This window comes from Qipengyuania sp. R86523, assembly GCF_044596365.1.
In the GTDB taxonomy this organism is placed as follows: domain Bacteria; phylum Pseudomonadota; class Alphaproteobacteria; order Sphingomonadales; family Sphingomonadaceae; genus Qipengyuania; species Qipengyuania citrea.
Genome location: NZ_CP138997.1, coordinates 1,735,866 through 1,756,416, shown reverse-complemented (window position 1 = coordinate 1,756,416; position 20,551 = coordinate 1,735,866). Strand labels below are relative to the sequence as shown.

Annotated in this window: 15 protein-coding genes; 11 read left to right on the top strand and 4 right to left on the bottom strand. The window is 65.2% G+C overall.

Translation table 11 applies throughout. From position 1 onward, the window contains the following. Positions 1 to 106 precede the first annotated feature (106 nt). From SJY12_RS08625 to SJY12_RS08615, 3 genes are read right to left on the bottom strand one after another with little or no spacing between them, the layout of a single operon-like run. Positions 107 to 1,507, bottom strand: a complete 1,401-nt coding sequence (locus tag SJY12_RS08625; RefSeq protein WP_397506681.1) for an efflux transporter outer membrane subunit — start codon at positions 1,505 to 1,507, stop codon at positions 107 to 109. After that, positions 1,507 to 4,716, bottom strand: a complete 3,210-nt coding sequence (locus SJY12_RS08620) for a multidrug efflux RND transporter permease subunit (RefSeq protein ID WP_397505091.1) — start codon at positions 4,714 to 4,716, stop codon at positions 1,507 to 1,509. The genes SJY12_RS08625 and SJY12_RS08620 overlap by 1 nt, the downstream gene beginning before the upstream one ends. Before the next feature lie 2 nt (positions 4,717 to 4,718). Further along, positions 4,719 to 5,882: an efflux RND transporter periplasmic adaptor subunit gene (locus SJY12_RS08615; RefSeq protein WP_397505090.1), complete on the bottom strand. Its 1,164-nt coding sequence runs from the start codon at positions 5,880 to 5,882 to the stop codon at positions 4,719 to 4,721. Between the two features lie 114 nt (positions 5,883 to 5,996). Here SJY12_RS08615 and SJY12_RS08610 point away from each other — a divergent pair, with 114 nt between their 5' ends. From SJY12_RS08610 to SJY12_RS08560, 11 genes are all read left to right on the top strand, one after another. Beyond that, positions 5,997 to 6,569, top strand: a complete 573-nt coding sequence (locus tag SJY12_RS08610) for a TetR/AcrR family transcriptional regulator (RefSeq protein WP_082835548.1) — start codon at positions 5,997 to 5,999, stop codon at positions 6,567 to 6,569. 70 nt (positions 6,570 to 6,639) lie between these two features. Continuing rightward, positions 6,640 to 7,470, top strand: a complete 831-nt coding sequence (locus SJY12_RS08605; RefSeq protein WP_397505089.1) for a Ku protein — start codon at positions 6,640 to 6,642, stop codon at positions 7,468 to 7,470. A gap of 3 nt (positions 7,471 to 7,473) precedes the next feature. Then, on the top strand, positions 7,474 to 9,990 hold the full coding sequence (gene ligD, locus SJY12_RS08600; protein WP_397505088.1) for a DNA ligase D: 2,517 nt from the start codon (positions 7,474 to 7,476) through the stop codon (positions 9,988 to 9,990). 76 nt (positions 9,991 to 10,066) lie between these two features. Beyond that, positions 10,067 to 10,576, top strand: a complete 510-nt coding sequence (locus tag SJY12_RS08595) for a 2Fe-2S iron-sulfur cluster-binding protein (protein WP_050600968.1) — start codon at positions 10,067 to 10,069, stop codon at positions 10,574 to 10,576. Continuing rightward, the gene (locus tag SJY12_RS08590) at positions 10,573 to 11,559 is read left to right on the top strand and encodes an FAD binding domain-containing protein (protein WP_397505087.1); all 987 of its coding nucleotides are present in this window, start codon (positions 10,573 to 10,575) and stop codon (positions 11,557 to 11,559) included. Before SJY12_RS08595 ends, SJY12_RS08590 begins: the two co-directional genes overlap by 4 nt. Continuing rightward, positions 11,556 to 13,745, top strand: a complete 2,190-nt coding sequence (locus SJY12_RS08585; RefSeq protein WP_397505086.1) for a xanthine dehydrogenase family protein molybdopterin-binding subunit — start codon at positions 11,556 to 11,558, stop codon at positions 13,743 to 13,745. The genes SJY12_RS08590 and SJY12_RS08585 overlap by 4 nt, the downstream gene beginning before the upstream one ends. Next, positions 13,730 to 14,596, top strand: coding sequence for an XdhC family protein (locus SJY12_RS08580; RefSeq protein WP_397505085.1), 867 nt, complete (start codon positions 13,730 to 13,732; stop codon positions 14,594 to 14,596). The genes SJY12_RS08585 and SJY12_RS08580 overlap by 16 nt, the downstream gene beginning before the upstream one ends. Beyond that, a complete protein-coding gene (locus tag SJY12_RS08575) occupies positions 14,583 to 15,146 on the top strand; it encodes an NTP transferase domain-containing protein (protein ID WP_397505084.1) in 564 nt (187 codons plus the stop codon). The genes SJY12_RS08580 and SJY12_RS08575 overlap by 14 nt, the downstream gene beginning before the upstream one ends. 127 nt (positions 15,147 to 15,273) lie before the next feature. After that, on the top strand, positions 15,274 to 17,337 hold the full coding sequence (locus SJY12_RS08570) for an HAD-IIB family hydrolase (RefSeq protein ID WP_397505083.1): 2,064 nt from the start codon (positions 15,274 to 15,276) through the stop codon (positions 17,335 to 17,337). Beyond that, a complete protein-coding gene (locus SJY12_RS08565) occupies positions 17,334 to 18,473 on the top strand; it encodes a hypothetical protein (RefSeq protein ID WP_397505081.1) in 1,140 nt (379 codons plus the stop codon). Before SJY12_RS08570 ends, SJY12_RS08565 begins: the two co-directional genes overlap by 4 nt. After that, on the top strand, positions 18,470 to 19,411 hold the full coding sequence (locus SJY12_RS08560) for a glycosyltransferase family 2 protein (protein ID WP_397505080.1): 942 nt from the start codon (positions 18,470 to 18,472) through the stop codon (positions 19,409 to 19,411). Before SJY12_RS08565 ends, SJY12_RS08560 begins: the two co-directional genes overlap by 4 nt. On the opposite strand, the gene SJY12_RS08555 is transcribed toward SJY12_RS08560, so the two are convergent. Then, positions 19,318 to 20,439: a glycosyltransferase family 4 protein gene (locus tag SJY12_RS08555; protein ID WP_397505078.1), complete on the bottom strand. Its 1,122-nt coding sequence runs from the start codon at positions 20,437 to 20,439 to the stop codon at positions 19,318 to 19,320. The genes SJY12_RS08560 and SJY12_RS08555 overlap by 94 nt on opposite strands. Between the last annotated feature and the right edge of the window lie 112 nt (positions 20,440 to 20,551).

The following is a 20,551-nucleotide window of genomic DNA, read 5'->3' as shown; positions in this document are numbered from 1 at the left end:
GTTCGGCACGCTTGAAGACCCCCGTCCGCCAGGATGGGGGTCTTCGCGTTCAGGCTTTGCGGAGAACAGACTGCCCGAAAGATATCTGCCTCATGCGCGGCTCCGCTCAGCGCGGGAGGCCGCCGCCCAGCGCGACGAACAGCGTCGCGCCGTTCTGCAGATAGGCCCGCTGCGTGGTGAGCAATTGCTGCTGGGCGGAGAACAGATTGCGCTCGGCATCGAGCACTTCGAGATAATCGGCCACGCCCTCGCGGTAGCGCAGCCGGGCGAGCCGCGCGATGCGTTCCTGCGCGGCAACACCCTGCTCCTGCGCGGCAACCTGCTGGGCCAGCCAGCGCCGCCCGGCGAGGCCGTCGGACACTTCGCGGAATGCCGTCTGGACCGCTTTTTCGTACAGTGCGACCTGTTCGGTCTCCCGCGCCCGGGCCAGATCGAGATCTGCCTCGCGCGCTCCCCAATCGAAGATGGGTAGCGAAATCGACGGGCCGAAAGACCATGTGAACCCGTCCGAACCGAACAGGTTAGCCAGGTCGCTGGAGGCGAAACCCGCATTGCCGGTGAGCGAGATCGTCGGGAAAAAAGCCGCCCGGGCGGCACCGATGTCGGCGCGCGCGGCACGCAGCTGTTCTTCGGCGGCGGTAATGTCGGGGCGCACCAACAGCAGGTCCGACGGCAGCCCGGCGTCGAGCATCATGGCATCGTCCTGCGCCTGCATTGCAAGCGGCTGCGGCAGGTTTGCGGGAACGGCGCCGCCCACCAGCACGGCAAGCTGGTTGTTCAGCCGTGCCCGGTCGAGACGCTGCGCTGCCAGCTGCTGTTCCGCTGTCGTCAGCAGCGTTTCGGCCTGACGGTAGGGCAGGGCCGAGGTGACCCCGGCATCGAGCCGCAACCGCGCGATCCGCAGCCCTTCCTGGCGGCTCTCCAGCGTCGCCTGTGCTAGGTCTATCTGCGCATCGGTTTCGAGGATTTCGAAATAGGTCGAGGCGACATCGGCGACGAGCGAAAGATAGAACGCCCGCTGGTTCGCTTCGGTCGCAAGATAACGGGCGCGCGCAGCTTCGGAAAGATTGGCCACCCGGCCCCAGAAATCGAGTTCGAACGAGGTCACGCCCACGCCGACTTCGAAACGGTCCGCCGTCACGGTCGGCGCCGCGCCGGCTATTGCCGCCCCGGTCGGGGTGCGGCTGCGTCCGGCAGCGGCACTGGCCACGGGGGCGGGCAACCTTCGGCTATCCTGGACCCGGTATTGGGCGCGCGCCTGTTCGATGCGCGCGGTCGCCGCCACCAGGTCGCGATTGTTGGCAACCGCAGTATCGATCAGCGCGACCAGCCGGGCGTCGTCGAACCATTCGCCGTAAGACAGCGTGCTGGCGACCACAGTCCCATCGGGACGGTACTCGCCGTCATAGGCAGGAGCGCTCGCCAGCGACGGACGCTCGTGCGCGGGTGCCATGTTCACGCAGCCGGCAAGGGCCAGCGCCAGCATGCTGGCGGATAGCGGACGCATCATGCGGGTTCTCCTTCGGCTTCGCCGGGCGGGGTGGGCTTGCCCTTCGCCAGTCGGGTTCGGACCAGCAGGTAAAGCAGCGGGATGGCGAAGATGCCGATTGCCGTGGCCGCGATCATGCCGCCCATCACGCCCGTGCCGACCGCGATGCGGCTGGCGGCGCCGGCGCCCGAAGACAGAACCAGCGGAACCATGCCCAGAATGAAGGCGAGCGAGGTCATGATGATCGGCCGCAACCGCAGGCGCGCGGCGGCCTTTACCGCCTCGAGCGGGCTCTTGCCTTCGGCCTCCTGCTCGATTGCGAATTCGACGATGAGGATGGCGTTCTTCGCTGCCAAGCCGATGATCGTGATCAGCCCGACGTTGAAGTAGATGTCGGCGGACAGGCCGCGCAGCATGGTGAAGAGCACGGCTCCCAGCACGCCCATCGGCACGATCAGCAGCACCGACAGCGGCACCGACCAGCTTTCGTACAAGGCAGCAAGCACGAGGAAGACGATCACCACCGACAGTCCGAGCAGCAGCCCGATCTGGCCGCCGGCCTGTTTTTCTTCGTAGCTGATGCCGGTCCATTCGAAGCCGATGCCGTCGGGCAGCTGGCTCGCGAACCGTTCCATTTCTTCGAGCGCGGCGCCCGAGGATTCGCCCGGAGCCGCAGTGCCCGACAAGGTCATCGCCGGATAGCCATTGTAGCGCGACAGGCTGGGCGGACCCGCGGTCCATTCGGCAGTGGCGAAGGAACTGAACGGAACCAGCCCCCCCTGCGCATTGGGGATCCGCAGCGACAGCACGTCCTCCGGCTCCATCCGGTGGGGCGCGTCGGCCTGGACGAGGACCTGCAGCACGCGGCCCTGGCGGTTGAAGTCATTGGCATAGGCAGAGCCGAAATTGATCGACAGCGCGTTGTTCACATCGTCCATCGACAGGCCCATCGCACGCGCCTGGACGCGGTCGACCTCGACATGCAATTGCGGGGCCGGTGGCTGGTCCTCGGGCCGCAAATTGGCCAGCAGCGCGCTTTGCGACGCCATGCCGAGCAATTGGTTGCGTGCATCGACCAGCGCATCGCGGCCCACGCCGCCGCGGTCCTGCAGCTTCATCGTGAAACCGCTGGCCTGGCCGAGCGACTGGATGGCGGGCGGCTGGATGGCAAAGGCCAGCGCATTGTCCAGCCCCATGAAAGTGCCCATGGCCTGTCCGACCAGGGCACCGGCCGAACTTTCCGGGGCGCTGCGTTCGCTCCAGTCCTCGAGCGGGGTGAACATCATCGCGTTGTTCTGACCCTGGCCGAAGAAGCTGAAGCCGCGCACGACCACCGTCCGCGCGACCTCTTCGCGCGACTGCCAGAAGCCTTCGACGGGTTCGATTGCCTCTTCCAGCCGTTCGCGGGTCGACCCCGCGGGCGACTGGACCACGGTGATGACATAACCCTGGTCCTCGGTGGGCAGGAACCCGCCCGGCAGGCGCGCGAACAGCAGGCCGGTGATCGCGGCCAGCAAGAGGAACACCGCCAGGCCGCGGATCGGCCGGGCAAGGATCGCCTCGTTGGTGCGACCGTATTTCTCGGTCATCCGCGCAAACCACTGATTGAAGCGGTGGAAGAACCGCCCTGATACCGTGCGGGCCCGATCCAGCTGCCCGCGCCAGCCATCGCGCAGCGGTTGATCGGCATCGTCGGGCGTAGCTGCACCGTCGTGATCCTGGACGTCTTCCTTCCGCAGGAAGGTGGCGCACAGCGCCGGGGTCAGCGACAGGGCCAGCACGGCAGAGAAGAAAATCGAAATGGCCAGCGTGACCGAGAACTGGCGATAGATCCCGCCGGTCGATCCGGGGAAGAAGGCCATAGGCACGAACACCGCGATCAGCACCAGCGTGATGCCGACGATCGCGCCGGTGATCTGGTCCATTGCCTTGCGGGTCGCCTCGAGCGGACCGAGCCCTTCCTCGCGCATGATCCGCTCGACATTCTCGATCACGACAATGGCGTCGTCGACGAGGATCCCGATTGCGAGGACCATGCCGAACAGCGACAGCACGTTGATCGAGAAGCCGAACAGCCACAGGCCGAGGCACGCCCCCGCCAGCGCGATCGGCACGACCAGCGTCGGGATCAGCGTCGCGCGCCAGTTCTGCAGGAACAGGAACATGACGAGGAAGACCAGCGCCATGGCTTCGACCAGCGTCTTGACCACTTCCTCGACCGAAACCTCGACGAAGGGAGTGGTGTCGTAGGGGATCGACCAGGCGACATCCTGCGGCAGGCCGGCACCGAGTTCCTCCATCCGCGTCTCGATCCCTTCGGCCGTCGCCAGCGCGTTGGCGCCGGTGGCCAGCTGGACCGCCATGCCGGCCATCGGCTGGCCATCGAGCGTGGTCGAGGTGGCATAGGTCTGCGCGCCGATCTCGACGCGGGCGACATCGCCCAGCCGGACGCTTGCCCCGCCTTCGTCCGCGCGCAGGATCACCCGCCGGAATTCCTCCTCGGTCTCGAAGCGGTTGGCAGTGGTGATGGTGGCCGTGATCTGCTGGCCTTCCTGCAGCGGAAGAGCGCCCAGCGAACCGCCTGCAGTCTGCGCATTCTGTTCGCGGATCGCGGCGACGACGGCGCTGGGGGAAAGGTTGTAGGAGGCCAGCTTGTCCGGATCGAGCCAGATACGCATGGCGTATTCCGAACCGAACAGCGTGACGTCGCCCACACCCGCCACGCGGCGCAATTCATCGATCACCTGCGTCGAGGCGATATTGCCGAGGTCGGTCGAATCCAGCGCGCCCGATTTCGACGTCAGCGCTACGATCATCAGGAAGCCGGCATTGGCCTGCCGGACGGTGATGCCCTGGCGTCTGACTTCCTCGGGCAGGCGGGCTTCGACCGTGCTCAGCCGGTTCTGCACTTCGGTCTGCGCGATATCGATATCGGTCCCGGCCTCGAAGGTCAGCGTGATCGACGCCGTGCCGTTGGAGAGGCTGGAGGAGGACATGTAAAGAAAGCCCTCGACCCCGTTGAGCTGCTGCTCGATCACCTGCGTGACATTGGTCTCGAGCGTGGCGGCGTCGGCGCCGGGATAGACGACGCTGATCGCCAGCGAAGGCGGCGCGACTTCCGGATATTGCTCGATCGGCAGCGCGCGCAGCGAGATGAAACCGGCGAGCAGGATGCCGAGCGAGACGACCCATGCGAAGATGGGCCGATCGATGAAAAAGCGAGCCATGATCAGTCAGCCTTCGCGGCGGGTGCGGCAGGAGCGACGGCGCGGCCATTGGGAGTGTTGGCGATCTGCACCGGCATGCCCGGCTGCAACTTTTGCAGGTTCGACACGATGACCCTGTCGCCCGGCTGGAGGCCGCTTTCCACGACCCATTTGTCACCCACTAGCCGGCCCAGCTTGATCGGCCGCAGCGCGGCCTTGCCGTCCTTGTCGACGATCATCACCGTACCACCGGAATCGGCCACGGTAACCGCCGCCTGCGGGATCGCGATGACGTCGGTCGCCTTGCCCGCATAAATACGCGCATTGACGAATTCGCCCGACAGCAGCAGCCCGTCGGGATTGGGAAATTCGGCGCGCAATTCGATGGTGCCGGTGGCTTCGTCGACGGTAAAGTCGAGGAATTCGATCAGCCCGGGAATCTCGTATTCGGTCCCGTCGGGGAACACCAGCCGGACCTCGACGGCGTCATCGGCCGACAGTGCCAGCTCGCCAGCGGCAATCGCGCGGCGGATCTGCAGCACTTCGGTAGCGGACTGCGAAAAGGATACGTAGATCGGCGAAACCTGCTCGATCCGCGTCATCAGCGTGCCTTCCGGCTGCGAGACGAGCGCGCCTTCGGTCACTGCGGCACGCCCCGCGCGCCCGGCGATCGGCGCGCGCACGGTGGTGTAGCCCAGTTGGAGCGATGCCGATTTCAGCTGGGCCTGGATCTGCGCGACATTGGCATTCGCCTCGCGCGCGGCGGCCTGTGCGGCGTCGAATTCCTGGCCGCTGATGGCGTTTTCCTCTACCAGCGGGCGATAGCGCTGCACTACGGCATTGGCATTGGCCGCCGTAGCCTTCGCACGTTCGAGGCTGGCCTGCGTCTGCGCGTAGCTGGCGCGCAATTCGGCCGGATCGATGCGGAACAGTGGCTGTCCCTGTCCGACGTCGGTGCCTTCTTCATACAGGCGCTGCTGGACGATGCCGGTGACGCGCGCACGCACTTCGGCGACGCGGACCGGTTCCACCCGGCCAGGCAGTTCGAGGACATTGTCGATATCCGCCTGCGCGACGGTGATGGTGCGGACCGGGATTGCCTGGCCCTGCGGCAACTGATCGGGTGACGAGCATGCGGCGGCGGCCAGACCGAGAACGAACAGGAGCAGAGTGCGAAGGTGCGTCATTGGAATTCCTTACATGCGAATCACCCTGCGACGGCGTTCGGCTACTGGCGCGTTTTTACATTTTCGGTACAACTGTAAATTGACATTTTTGCATTGGATGTCGAAATAACCTGCATGGAAGAGAGAGCCTGCAAAATCGCGGCGGCGGGATACGCAGTCATAAGCCAATATGGTGTCCGCCGTGCGACAATGAGCGACATCGCCGCAGCGGCGGGGGTTTCGCGCCAGACAATATACAATATCTTCCCCAACCGCGAGGCGTTGCTGGTCGCGGTGTCGCGGTATCACTTCGCATCGAAATGGAACGCGATCCGGGAAGGCTGCGACGACGACGCGCCCCGCGATGCCCGGTTCCGGCTCTTGCTCGAGAAGCTGGTTCTGGAATCGTGGGAATCGATCCAGGCGATGCCGCATGCCGATGAGCTCGAGCTCGAACTGGCCACGACGCTCAAGCAGGAACTGACCGAGGTCCACCTCGGCGCGCGGCGCAATCTGTGTGAATTCCTGCTGCCTTACGAGGCCGATCTCGAACGCCGTTCGATCACCCCGCGCGGCCTTGGCGAGATGCTGCACCATTCGATCGTGGGCCTGAAACTCAGTACGACGACGCGCGCGGAAATTGAATCCGTCGTGGCCACGATGCATGCCTGCCTGATGGCCTTGACCGCCCCTGTTCAGCCTGCGTGACCTCGTCCAGCGGGCTGCGCTCCGGAACGCATAGGGGCATGGAGCGCTGTTTCGCCTGAAGGGAAGGCACATGGCAGCACGCGCATATTGGCAGGGGCAGATCAGGCTGGCACTGGTTTCGATCCCGGTCGAAATCTACTCGGCAACCAAATCGGGGGCGAAGATCCGGTTCAACCAGATCCACGAACCCAGCGGCAAGCGCATCTCCTACGAGAAGGTCGTGCCCGGGATCGGCCCCGTCGACCGCGACGAGATCATCAAGGGCTACGAGGTTTCGAAGGGCAATTACGTCCTGCTCGACGAGGACGAGATCGACGCGGTCAGGATCGAAAGCAAGCGGACGCTGGAACTGGTGCAGTTCGTCGATGCGTGCGAAATCGACCCGCTCTATTTCGAGAAGCCCTATTACGTCGCGCCGCAGGACGAACTTGCCGAGGAAGCGTTCATCGTGCTGCGCGAGGCGCTGCGCAAGGCGAAGAAGGTCGCGCTGGGCCAGCTGTCGGTGCGTGGCAGCGAAAAACTGGTCGCGGTGAAGCCATGCGGCAAGGGACTGCTGCTCGAAACGCTGCGCTATGCCGATGAAGTGCGCGCAGGGCAGGCGTTTTTCGACGATATCGACGATGCCAAGCCGAAGAAGGAACTGCTCGAGCTGGCGAACACGCTGATCGAGCAGAAGAGCGCGCCCTTCGATGCGAGTGAATTCGAGGATCGCTATGGTCAGGCGCTGCGCAAGCTGATCGACAAGAAAGCGAAGTCGAAGAGCAAGACCGCGGCGATCGAGGATGTCGACGATCCCGATGCCGGTGGCGGCTCCAACGTCATCGACCTGATGGCAGCGCTCAAGAAGTCGGTTGGGGAGGAGAAGCCCAAGAAGACCTCGCGGCGTAAGAAGTCCGCCTAGGCTATGGCTGCGCGCAAGAACCCCTTGGCCGAATACAACGCCAAGCGGGATTTCTCGCTGACCCCCGAACCGGCGGGCAAGCCGCTCGCCAGCGAGACCGGCAATCGCTTCATCGTCCAGAAACATGATGCGACCCGCCTGCACTGGGACTTGCGGCTCGAGGTCGATGGCGTGCTCAAGAGCTGGGCGGTGACCAAGGGGCCCTCCCCCGATCCCGATATCAAGCGGCTGGCGGTGCGGACCGAAGACCACCCTATGTCCTATGCCGATTTCGAAGGCGTGATCCCCAAGGGCGAATATGGCGGCGGCACGGTGATGCTGTGGGACCGCGGGACGTGGCAGCCGATCGAGGGCAAGAGCGCGAGCGACCTGGAGGAAGGGCATTTGCACTTCTGTCTCGAAGGCGAGCGGATGAAGGGCGAATGGCTGCTGATCCGGCTCAAGCAGAAACCCGGCGAGAAACGCGAGAACTGGCTGCTGCGCAAATTGCAGGACGACAATGCCGAAGCGGGCGACGGGCTGGTCCAGCGCGAATTGACCAGCGTGCTGACCGGGCGTTCGATGGCGGAGATCGCCAGCGACAAGCAGGGCGAATACCCGCTGGCAGGAAAGAAGGACGAAGCCTTCCTTGCGCAGATGCAGAAAGCCTCTGCGCGCAATGCCGGCAAATCCAGGCCCAAACGCCGCAAGGCGGCCCCGCTGCCCGATTACCGCAAGCCGCAGCTCGCGACGCTGGTCGACGACGTGCCCGCCGGCAATCGCTGGATGCACGAGATCAAGTTCGACGGCTATCGCACACTGGTGGCGGTCAAGGGCGATACTGTCCGCGTGTTCACCCGCAACGGCAAGGACTGGACCGACAAGTTCGGCCCGCTGGTCGAGGCGATTGCCGCGCTCGACCTACCCTCGTGCCTGATCGACGGCGAAGTCGTCGCTTACGACGGCAAGGGCAATCCCGATTTCTCCACCCTGCAACAGGTGCTCAAGCGCGGGCACGGATCGCAGGGCAAGGAGGACAAGCTTGCCCTGCATGCCTTCGACCTGCTCGAACTCGATGGCGAGGATCTGACCGGCCTGCCCAATATCGAACGCAAGGAGCGGCTCGAAGCGCTGCTCAATTCCGCCGATCCGCCGATCCATGTCGCCGAACACGTGTTGGGCGCGGGCGAACACCTCTACCGCGCGATGTGCGATGCGGGACAGGAAGGGATTATCTCCAAGACCGTCGATGGTAAATATGCCGGGCGCCGCAGCAAGGCCTGGGTGAAGGTCAAATGCACGCGGCGGCAGGAATTCGTGATTATCGGGTGGAAAAAATCGAGCGCGAAGGGGCGCCCGTTCGCTTCGCTGCTGGTCGCGCAGCACGAGGGTGACGACCTCGTCTACAAAGGCAATGTCGGCACCGGATTTTCCGCCGACGATCTCGACGAACTGGCGGGCAAGATGAAGCGGCTGGCGCGCAAGACCCCGCCGGCGGAAGTCGACCGGGCCTCGTCGCGCGGGGTCACCTGGGTCACGCCCAAGCTGGTCGCGGAAATCGCCTTTGCCGAGTTTACCGCCGACGGGAATGTCCGACACGGCAGCTATCTGGGGCTGCGCGGCGACAAGGATGCGAGCAGTGTGCAGCCGGAGAAGCCGGCCAAATCGGCCGAAACCAGCGACGTGGTCAAGATTTCCAGCCGCGACCGGGTGATCTTTCCCGACAGCGGCCAGACGAAGGGCGCGCTGGCCGACTATTACGAAGCGGTGGCGGCGATCATGCTGCCCTTCGCCGCGCGGCGCCCGATCAGCTTGGTGCGCTGCCCTTCGGGCCGGGCGAAGAAGTGTTTCTTCCAGAAGCATGACAGCGGCAGCTTTGGCGATGCGGTGCACCCGGTGCCGATCCGCGAGAAGGATGGCGGGCACGAGGATTACCTGTTCGTCGACGATGCGCGCGGGCTGCTGCAATGCGTGCAGATGGGGACGATCGAGTTCCACGCCTGGTGCGCGCGCTCGGATGCGGTCGAACGGCCCGACCGGATGATCTTCGACCTCGATCCCGACGAGGGGCTGGGGTTCGACGAGGTCAAACTGGCGGCACGCGACATTCGCGCCCAGCTGGCCGATCTCGGCCTGACCAGCTTTGCCATGCTGACGGGCGGCAAGGGCGTCCATGTGGTGGTGCCGCTGACGCCCGGCCATGACTGGGAGGCGCACAAGGATTTCGCCCGCCGGTTCGCCGAGGCGCTGAGCATGGCCGAGCCCGACCGCTTCACCGCCACCATGAGCAAGGCCAAGCGCAAGGGGCGGATCTTCATCGACTGGCTGCGCAACCAGCGCGGGGCGACGGCAGTGGTGCCCTATTCGGCGCGGGCGCGTTCGGGTGCGCCGGTAGCGATCCCGCTGGCATGGAACGAGCTCAAGGCGATGGAGAACGCGCATCCCTATTCGATCGATGATGCCAAGACCCTGCTCGACCGGGCAGCTTCTAAATCATTGCAGGGATGGGGTTTTGCCGAGCAGCGGCTGCCCGATCTTTAGTTGCAGTGCTTTGTGCGCGCCAGAAATGCGGGCACCTTTCGCAGTTTGGGGCTTTGTCGGATAAAAGGAGGCCTTCTTGGGCGAGACCATTTCCGTAAACGGAACCCAGCGTTCCCTTCCCGACGATCCGCGGATCACCCTGCTCGATTTCCTGCGCCGCGATCTCGGCCTGACCGGCTCGAAAAAGGGCTGCGACCACGGCCAGTGCGGGGCCTGCACGGTCATCGTCAACGGCATCCGCATCAACAGCTGCCTGACGCTGGCGGCGATGCACGAAGGCGATAGCGTGACGACGATCGAAGGGCTTGGCACGCCCGAGGATCCATCGCCGTTGCAGCGTGCCTTCGTGGACCATGACGGCTTCCAATGCGGTTATTGCACGCCCGGTCAGATCTGTTCCGCCACCGCCATGCTCGAAGAACTCGCCAATGACTGGCCGAGCGATGCGAGCGACGATCTCGAAGGAAAAATCGAGATATCGGGCGAAGAAATCCGCGAGCGGATGAGCGGCAATCTGTGCCGCTGCGGTGCCTATGCCAACATCGTCGCTGCGATCCGCGACGCGGCGACGGAGACGAGCGCATGAGGCCCTTCCAGTACGAACGTGCCCGCACCTTGGGCGATGCCGCCAGGCTGGTCGCCGGTGCGGATGCGATGGCGATTGCGGGCGGCACCAACTTGCTCGACCTGATGAAGCTGCAGGTCGAAACCCCCGGCGAACTCGTCGACATCAACCGCGCCGGTTTTGCCGAAATCGAAGATACCGACGATGGCGGACTGCGGATCGGCGCACTTGCTACCAATACTGCGACTGCGGTTCACCCGCGCGTGCGGTCCGACTATCCGGTGCTGGCGCGGGCGATCCTTGCCGGCGCGACGCAGCAACTGCGGAACAAGGCGACCACCGGCGGCAATTTGTGCCAGCGCACCCGCTGCTTCTATTTCATGAATATCGACCAGCCCTGCAACAAGCGCGAACCGGGCAGCGGCTGCGGCGCGATCGACGGGGTGGCCAAACTGCACGCCGTGCTCGGCACCAGCGACGAATGCATTGCCACCTATCCGGGTGATATGGCGGTCGCGCTCAGTGCGCTCGATGGGACAGTGCAGATCGCTTCGGTCGATGGCGCCGAACGTTCGGTCCCCGTCCGCGATTTCCATTGCCTGCCAGGGGATACCCCGTGGCGCGAAAACGTGCTCGAGGACGGTGAAGTCATCACTGCAGTCACGCTGCCGGCTCCGGTCGCGGGCGTGCAGCTCTATCGCAAGGTGCGCGAACGCTCGTCCTATGCCTTTGCGCTCGTATCGATTGCAGCGATCGTCGAAATGCGTGACGGGGTGATTGCCCGCGCGGACCTTTCCTTCGGCGGTCTGGCGCACAAGCCTTGGCACGATCCGCGGATCAGCGATTTGCTCGAAGGTGCCGCCCCGTCGGCACAGCTTTACGACGCGGCCGCCGATTTGCTGCTCGAAGATGCCCGCGGTTACGGCGAGAACGATTTCAAGATACCGCTGGCGCGCCGCACGCTCCACGCGGTGCTGGCCCAGGCGGTGGAGGACGCGGCATGACGGTGCACCTCAAGCAGGACGAGCCCGATACCTCGAACCGCCTCGACGGGATGAAACAGGGCGTGATCGGGCAGCCGATTTCGCGTGTCGAAGGCCTCGCCAAGGTTACCGGTACGGCGCCCTATGCGGCCGAATACCCGATCGAAGGCTGCGTCGAAGGCGTCCTTGCCACAGCGACGATCACGCGCGGCGAAATCCTGAACATCGACAAGGACAGTGTCCTCGGCATGCCCGGGGTCATCGCGGTCATAGACGATCCGCGGCTGACCACGCGCGCGGCGCAGGGCACTGCCGACGAAGCCCCGCAGCAATCGCCGCGCACGGTTTGCTACTGGGGGCAGCCGATCGCACTCGTGGTCGCGGAAACCTTCGAACAGGCGCGCGATGCGGCGAAGCACCTGGCAGTGGAATACCGCCCAGACGATGACGCGCCGCTGTCGCCGGACGCAGTCCAGCCCGAGGAACAGGAAGACGAAACCGTCCGGCAGGGCGATCTCGTCCATGCAATGAGCGAAGCTGCGCACAGCGTCGATGTCACTTTCACAACCAAGGGCCACGCCTCGGCGGCGATGGAGCCGCATGCCGCGATCGCGGAGTGGGACGGCGATCAGCTGACGGTTCATGCGTCGCTGCAAATGCTCAATTACAATATTTCGGAGCTGGCCGATGCGATCGACCTGCCCGAAGAAAAGGTGCGGCTGGTGTCGCGTTTCGTCGGCGGCGGCTTCGGATCGAAGCTGGGGGTGAGCGAGGAAACGGTAGCCGCGGCCATCGCCGCCATGCAGCTTGAACGGCCGGTGCGCGTGGTGATGTCGCGCCAGCAGGTATTCCAGTGCATCATGCGCCGGTCCGAAACCACGCAGCGGCTGCGTCTCGCCGCCGACCAGAAAGGCCGGCTTATCGGTTTCGGCCACGAGGCGCTGGTCTCGAACCTGCCCGGCGAAACCTTCGCCGAACCGGTGCTGCAGTCCTCGCACTTCCTGTATGCAGCGCAGAACCGCAAGCTGATGCTCGAAGTCGCACGGATCCACCGTATGACCGCGGGCTCGGTCCGTGCGCCGGGTGAAGCGGTGGGCATGCCCGCGCTCGAAGGCGCCATGGATGTCCTCGCCGAACGGGCTGGCATTGATCCGGTCGAATTGCGCCTGCGCAACATACCCAAGGAAAACCCCGAAGAAGGCTTGCCGTTCTCCTCGCACAAGCTGGCCGAATGCCTGCGCGAAGGGGCGGAGGCGTTCGGCTGGGATAGCGGCCCGCGCAAACCGCGGCAGAAGCGCGAAGGCGAATGGTGGGTCGGGACCGGGATGGCCAGCGCTGCCCGGGTTCACAATGTCGGCGAAGCCAAGGCGCGCGTCACGCTCAAGCCCGATGGCACTGCGCTGGTCGAAACCGACATGACCGATATCGGCACCGGGACTTATACGATCCTCGCACAGATCGCGGGCGAAATGCTCGGACTCGATCCCGAAAACGTGCTGGTCGACCTGGGTGACACGCGCCATCCGCGTGGTCCCGGTTCGGGCGGTAGCTGGGGCGCATCGTCCAGCGGCTCGGCGGTTTACGTCGCGTGCAAGGCGCTGCGCGAAGAGCTGGCCGATCGGGTCGGCGTTACCGAAACCGAGCTCGATCTTGCCGACGGCAAGGTCGTGGGCGGACAATCGCTGGCGCAGGTGCTGGCGGGTGAACCGCTGGCGCGCGAAGGGCATTACGAGCCCGGCGCCATCGCCGACGATTTCACTGCAGCGGGCTTCGGGGCATTCTTTGCCCAGGTCCGCGTCAACCACTTCACTGGCGAGAGCCGGGTCGACCGGATGCTGGGCGCATTCGGCTTCGGCCGCGTGCTCAACCGCAAGACGGCGCGTTCGCAGTGCCTCGGCGGGATTACCTGGAGCATCGGCGCCGCGCTGACCGAGGCGCTCGAATTCGATCCGCGCGATGGGCATTTGGTGAACTGCGATCTTGCCGAATACCATGTCCCGGTGCACCGCGACGTGCCCGATCTGGAAGTGATCATGGTCGAGGAACGCGATCCTGCGGCCAGCCCGATCCAGGCCAAGGGGATCGGCGAATTGGGAATGTGCGGCGGCGCCGCGGCGATCGGCAATGCGATCTACAACGCCTGCGGTGCGCGGCTTTTCGATTACCCGATGACGCCCGACCGCGTGCTGGCGTGCATGCCCGATTGATGCTGGCCGACCCGGCTCTCCATCTTTCCGCCGACGAGGACCATGCCGCGCTTTACGCCGCGTGCGAACCGGGAACAGCCTTGTGTACGATCGTAGGGATCGAAGGCAGTTTTTCGCGGCGCGTGGGGGCGCAGCTGGCAATTCGCGCCGACGGTTCCACTGTCGGAAGCCTTTCGGACGGATGTCTCGAAGCGCAGCTGGCGACGGATGTATCCGCGCTGCATTCCCCCGAAGTGGTCCGCTATGGACGCGGATCGCCGAAGATCGATTTCCGCCTGCCGTGCGGCGGGGGGCTCGATATACTGCTCGATCCCGCGCCCGACCGGAACGCCATCCGTGCCGCGGTGGATGCTCTGGAGCAGCGCGACCCCGCCTCCCTGGTCCTGCCCGCAACATCGCCGCTGGCACGCCGTAGCTATATTCCGCGCATGCAGCTCAACGTACTGGGTGAAGGCCCGGAACTTGCCGCCGTCACGGGGCTCTGCGCTGCGATGGGCGTGCGGTGCCGGCCGTTCAGCCGCGCCGATCTGGTCATTGGGCAAGCTGCGCGCGGACTGACGGGCGACCGCTGGACCGCGGGTTTGCTGCTGTTCCACGACCACGAATGGGAAGCGGCGCTGCTCGAGCAGGCACTTGCTTCGCAAATGTTCTACATTGGCGCGCAGGGGGGCGAGAATGCCCGGGTCGAACGCGCGATGGCTCTGGCGGCAAGGGGCGTGAGCGAAGAAGGCCGTGCCCGCATCCGCAGCCCGATCGAACTCATTCCCGGCTGCAAGAATCCCACTGCGCTCGCGCTCTCGGCGCTCGCGGAAATCGTCGGTGAGTACGAGCAGTTGCGTGCCGCCGCTTGATCGAGGGATCGGCATCATCCTGCTCGCTGCCGGGCGCGGTACGCGTTTCGGCGGCGACAAGCTCTCCTGGGACCTGCGCGGCAAGCCGCTGTGGAACTGGGCGGCCCGGGCCGCCGAAAAGGCGGGTTTCTCTCAGCGTTATCTCGTGTGCCGGCCGGATTCGTCGCTGTGCCCGCGCGCGGGGTGGGAGGCAGTGATTAACCACCATGCCGATGAAGGCATGGGCAGTTCGATCGCGGCCGGTGTCGCCGCTGCAGCACCGAAGTGCGAACGCTTGGTGATTGCCCTTGCAGACATGCCGCTGGTCGAACCCGGTCACTTTCGTGATCTTGCCCGGCTTAGGGGAACCGTGTTCACGCGTTATGACGACGGGGCGGAAGGGCCTCCGGCGGCATTCCCCAAGAAAGCATTCGCCGCGCTGCAGACGCTTACCGGCGAACGCGGTGCCAAGCATCTCAACCTGAGCGAAACCGCCACGCTGGTGCCTGCGAATGGTCACATGCTGGCCGATGTCGACACGCCTGCTGCACTCGACGCGCTTTCCCGATAGCCACGCGCCGTTCGCGGCATTGGCAAACACCCGGCCGCCGCTGCGTATCCAGCATAAACATTGGTTGGTTGGGGGACCCGGACTGCACCGCGACCGTTAGGCACGCAGGGTCATTAAGGAACGTGTTGTGCATATTGTATCGGTCGCGCTTGGTGGCTGCCTGAAGGGTGAACCCGTCCGCTATGGGGTCACAGAGGATACTGGTGGACATATCACCTACATCCTCGGCGAGATGGAAGCGCTGGCGCGCCGCGACGATGTCGAAATGGCCGAGATCGTCACGCGGCGGTTCGACGATCCTCGTCTGGGGACAGCGCATGCGCAGCCGGAAGAATGGCTGGGTGCCAAGCTCGTCATCCGGCAAATCGACAGCGGTGACCGCCGGTACCTCGCCAAGGAAGCGCTCAGCGCGGACCGCGACGCTTTTGCCGAAGCGCTGATTGCCGAACTTGCGCAGCGCGAGCGGCTTCCCGACCTCATCCATGCGCATTTCGCTGACGCTGCCGATGTCGCGCGGCGAGTGGAAGATGCCTTGGGCATACCGTTCGTCTACACGGCGCATTCGCTCGGCATGGACAAGCGCCGCGCTCTTGCCAGCCCAAGCGCGGCGATCGATGCGAGGATCGAGGAGGAAGACCGTGCAATCGCGCATGCACGTGCGGTCATCGGTTCGTCGCGCGATGAATGCGAACGGCAGCTGACCGCCTATCCCTCTTCCCGCATCGGCAAAATCCATCGGCTGGTTCCCGGCGTCTCGCGACGCGGCGGCTATGACGATACCCCGGCGCGCGAACTCGTCTCGCCGTTCCTGCGCGATCCGTCCAAGCCGATCGTGCTGGCGATCGCGCGCCCGGTGCACAAGAAGAACCTCGTCCGGCTGATCAATTCCTTCGGTACCAATGCGGTGCTGCGTGAGCGCTGCAACCTGGTGGTCCTCGCGGGCCTACGCGACGACCTGTCATCGGGCGAGGTCGAGCAGCAGCAGGTGCTGCAGGGTCTTGTCGACGCGGTCGACCGGCACGATCTATACGGACGGGTCGCCTATCCCAAAGCCCATACGCGCGAACAGGTCGGCGCGCTTTACGAACTCGCCGCGCGGACGGGCGGGGTCTTCGTCAATCCGGCGCTGATGGAGCCCTATGGGCTTACGCTGGTGGAAGCTGCGGCGCATGGCCTTCCGGTCGTGGCGACCAAGATCGGCGGCCCGCAGGATATCATCGGCGAACTCGAGCATGGACTGCTGGTCGACCCGCAGGACGAGACGGCGATCGGAGGAGCGATCGAGCGACTGGTCACCGACACCGCGCTGTGGAAGCGCTGCGCTCGCAACGCGCGGACCAACAGTCTCGGCGTGAACTGGGATGCCTATGCCGCGGGTTTTCTCGCGATTGCGCGCGATATCGTCGCAGCGACGCCCGCCCGCTGCATCGCGCCGGCCAGCCTGCTGGTCAGCGATCTCGACAACACTCTGACCGGTTGCGATCACGGGGTGACCCGGATCGGGCAGTTTTTCCGGCGGCAGCGGGACTTCGGTTTCGTGATTGCCACCGGGCGTTCGATCGTGGAAGCGCGGCGGCTGGTGCGCGATTGGAAACTGCCGCTGCCGCTGGCATGGATCACCGCGGTCGGCACCGAGATCTATGTCGAACGCGATGGCGAACTGGCGCTCGACCAGGGTTTCGCCGAGCGGATCCGGCACCAATGGCATCCCGGCGCGATCGAACGCGCGCTGGCCGGGCTGCCGGGCCTCGTGCCCCAGCCCGATTATGACCAGCGGGCATACAAGCGCAGCTATTATGCCGAGTGTCCGGGCCTCGCCAAGCGGGTCGAGGAACGGCTGCGGCAATGCGACATCCCGGCGCGGGTGGTGTTCAGCCATGACCGTTTGCTCGACATCATGCCTCGGCAGGCGGGCAAGGCGGCAGCCATGCGCCATGTCGCGGCGATGCTGGGTATTCCGCTCGACCGTGTCTTCGCTGCCGGCGACAGCGGCAATGATGCCGATATGCTGACCGCGTGCCGCAACGCCATCCTCGTCGGCAATCATGCCGAGGAAGTCGCGGCGCTCGCATCGCGGCCCAATGTCTACCTTGCGCGGCGAAGCCACGCGTCGGGGACGCTGGAAGGGATACTCGCGCATCACCGGGCGCAGCGCGTACGTGGACGCCAGGCGGGGAGGGTGCCGGCATGAGCGAGCACGGCCCGATCGGATATTTCGTTCACCATCAGGGGCGGGGCCACGCCGAACGCGCGGCCGCGATTGCCAACGCGTTGATCGAAACGCGCGGCGTGACTTTGTTCTGCGCCCGGGACGACATCTTCGCCGCGCTCGACGAGCGTATAGTGGTGCAAACCATTCCATCGCTGTTCGAACCCACCGGGCAGGAGGCACCGGCCATGGCCGCACTGCCGGCCCCCGATACCGTCCACTGCGCGCCGCTCGGCTGGCCATCGATAACGCAGGCCTTCGCCGCAATCGCGCAATGGTTCGCGGAAGCTCAGCTGGCGCTGTTCATTACTGACGTGTCTGCCGAACTCGGCCAGCTCGCGCGATTGTGCTCGGTCCCGCATGTCGCGGTTCTGCAGCATGGCGAGCGCAGCGATCCCGGGCACATGGCGGCTTATGACAGTGCCGTCGGCCTGTTGGCGCCTTATTCGGAGCGGCTCGAGCAGTATGATCGTCCGGCGGCCATGCGCCGCAAGACGCATTATGCTTCGGGAGTGGGGATCGATTGTTCCGGTTTTCCCGATCGGGCGGAGGCGCGCGCGAAACTGGGCATCGATCTGCAGGAGGATCTCGTGCTCGTGCTTGCCGGCGGCGGCGGGGAGGGCACACCTTCTGCACCGCTGACGCTCGGCGCGCGCGCCGAGCCGGGGAGCCGCTGGATCAGCATCGGCCAGGTGCGCAGCGAATGGCATGAGACGCCGCCCGGCAATCTCGATCATCGCGGCTGGGTCGACAATCCGCGCGACTGGATCGCAGCTGCCGACCGCGTCGTGTCGTCCTGCGGGAACACCACGGTGCAAATGGTCCTGGCTGCCGGCAAACCATGGGTCGTCATTCCCGAGTGGCGGTATTTCGACGAACAGTTCTGCAAGGCGGAAGTGCTCGACCGCGAAGGGCTGGCGGCGGTTTCGCGCCACTGGCCCTCGCATCCCGCTGCATGGGAGCGCCTCTGGGCCGCGGCGCGCATGATCGATGTCGAAAACCAGCGCTCGATCATCGCTACCAACCCTTCCGAGGAAGCGGCCGAATGGCTCGACGGGCTCGTTCGCGAGCTGTGGCAGGGCACTGAAAACCGCCCCGCGCTGGAGATAGTGGCATGAAGATTTCCGTTTGTACGCTCGCGCATGGGCGCGAAGACCATTTGTGCAACCTCGTTCGCGGTCTCAACCGGTCCCATCGCCCGCCTTGCGAACTGGTGGTCGCGGTAATGCAGGACCAGCGATACGAACTGCCCGAAACGGGGTTTCCCGTTCGGCAGGTGATGCTGGGCAGCGGCGACATCTGCCTGGCAGAGGCGCGGAACACTGCCGCCGAGCATGCAAACGGCGAACTGCTGGTGTTCCTCGATGTCGACTGCATCCCCGCGTCTTCGCTGATCGAGGATTATGCGGCCGCTGCCGAGGCCAACGACGGCGTGCTGATGGGAGAGGTCGGCTATCTGCCAAAAGGCGCAACCGCGTCAGGCATCGATTACGAAGCGTTCGAACGGCTTGCCGTCAAACACGCCGACCGGGCCGGGCCGCCGCGCGACATGGTCGGGCGCTGCGGCGATTACCGTTGCTTCTGGTCGCTCAATTTTGCGCTTTCGGCCCGGACCTTCCAAGAGGTGGGCGGGTTCGACCAGCGCTATGTCGGCTATGGCGGCGAAGATACCGATTTCGGTCGGACGATCGCCGCCCATGACTTGCCGCTGTGGTGGGTGCGCGGCGCGAAGGCCTATCACCAGTATCACAAGCACCACATGCCCCCGGTCCATCACCTCGACAGCGTCCTCGCCAATGCGCAGGTCTTCGCCGACAAATGGGGTGAGCCGACGATGCAGCACTGGCTGCGCGCGTTCCGCCTGATGGGACTGATCGAGCCCGATCCGGCGGGCGGCTGGACCAAGCTGCAGGATCCCGATGAAAGCCACCTGGCGCTGACCCGCCAGCAGGAACATCAACCCTATGCCAGCAGCTCGCTGGTCCTCGAACAGCTTGAATCCCAGGCCAGGCGCGGAAGCGACGCCAGCCGGGCTCCGGCGATGGCGCCTGCATAGCAGCGCTCGTAACCGGCGATCATCGCCGCAATCGACAGCTTCTCGACCGCGCGTGCACGGCAGGCCGCGCGGTCGATCCTGCGTACCTTGCGGATAGCGTGCGCCAGCGCGCCGATATCGCCGCCGGGCACCAGGACGCCGCAGTCGCCGACCACTTCGGATAGCGCACCGCGATCGAAACCAGCGACCGGCGTGCCGCAGGCCAGCGCCTCGGCCGCGACCAGTCCGAAGGGCTCGTCCCACAGCGGGGTTACCAGCGCTGCTTGCGCCCCGGCCACTTCGGCGCGCAGGCGATCGCCCGAACGGTGCCCGTGAAATTCAATTCCCTCGCTAAGGAAGGGCTCGACCTTTTCGGTGAAATAGCCGGCATCTTCGACCGGTCCGAAGATCCTCAGCCTGACGCGCGCCTTGCGCGCGGCCTGGATCGCTTCGGCCAGCCCCTTGTTCGGCACGATGCGGCCCACCCAGGTCAGATAATCCTGCGGCTCGCCAAGGGGCACCCAGCGATCCGTGTCGATCCCGTTCGGGACGACGTCGAGCCCCGCGCAGCCGCGATCGGCCCACAGCGCCTGCTGGTCCTGCGAGGTTACGGTGAACCCGACATTCGGCCGTTCGCGCGTGGCGGCGACCGCGTCGAACATCGCCCCGAACGGGGGGACATGCTGCGACGTCACGCAGGGGATCCCCGCCCGCGCGCACCATTCAATGATTTCCGGAAACAGCGAATTGTTGTGCACCACGTCATAGGCGCCCGCGCCGACGGCGAGCAGGACGCGCTCGAAGGCGTCGCGTTGATAGGCGGCCAGTTCGCTGGTCCCGCGGAACACGCGCCATGGGAGTACTTCGTCATAAGGGGCGGCACAGATCGGCACGAGGCTTTCGTCCTGCGAACCATCGGCGGCAAAAAGGTCGACCTGGTGGCCCGCGGCCCGCAGCCCCCGGCACAGCATGTCGCAATGCGCTTCCATTCCACCTCCGAAGGGTTCGGCGATGGCATGGCGAATATGGGCGAGAACGGCGATTTTCATGAATGGGGGACCCTGGAGATATATCCTCGAGAAACGCGCGGGTGCGGGCCTGTTCCCGAAAGCTAACATTAATGCAAAGCATGGCCGGAACGCCCGGTTGCGAATTGCATTT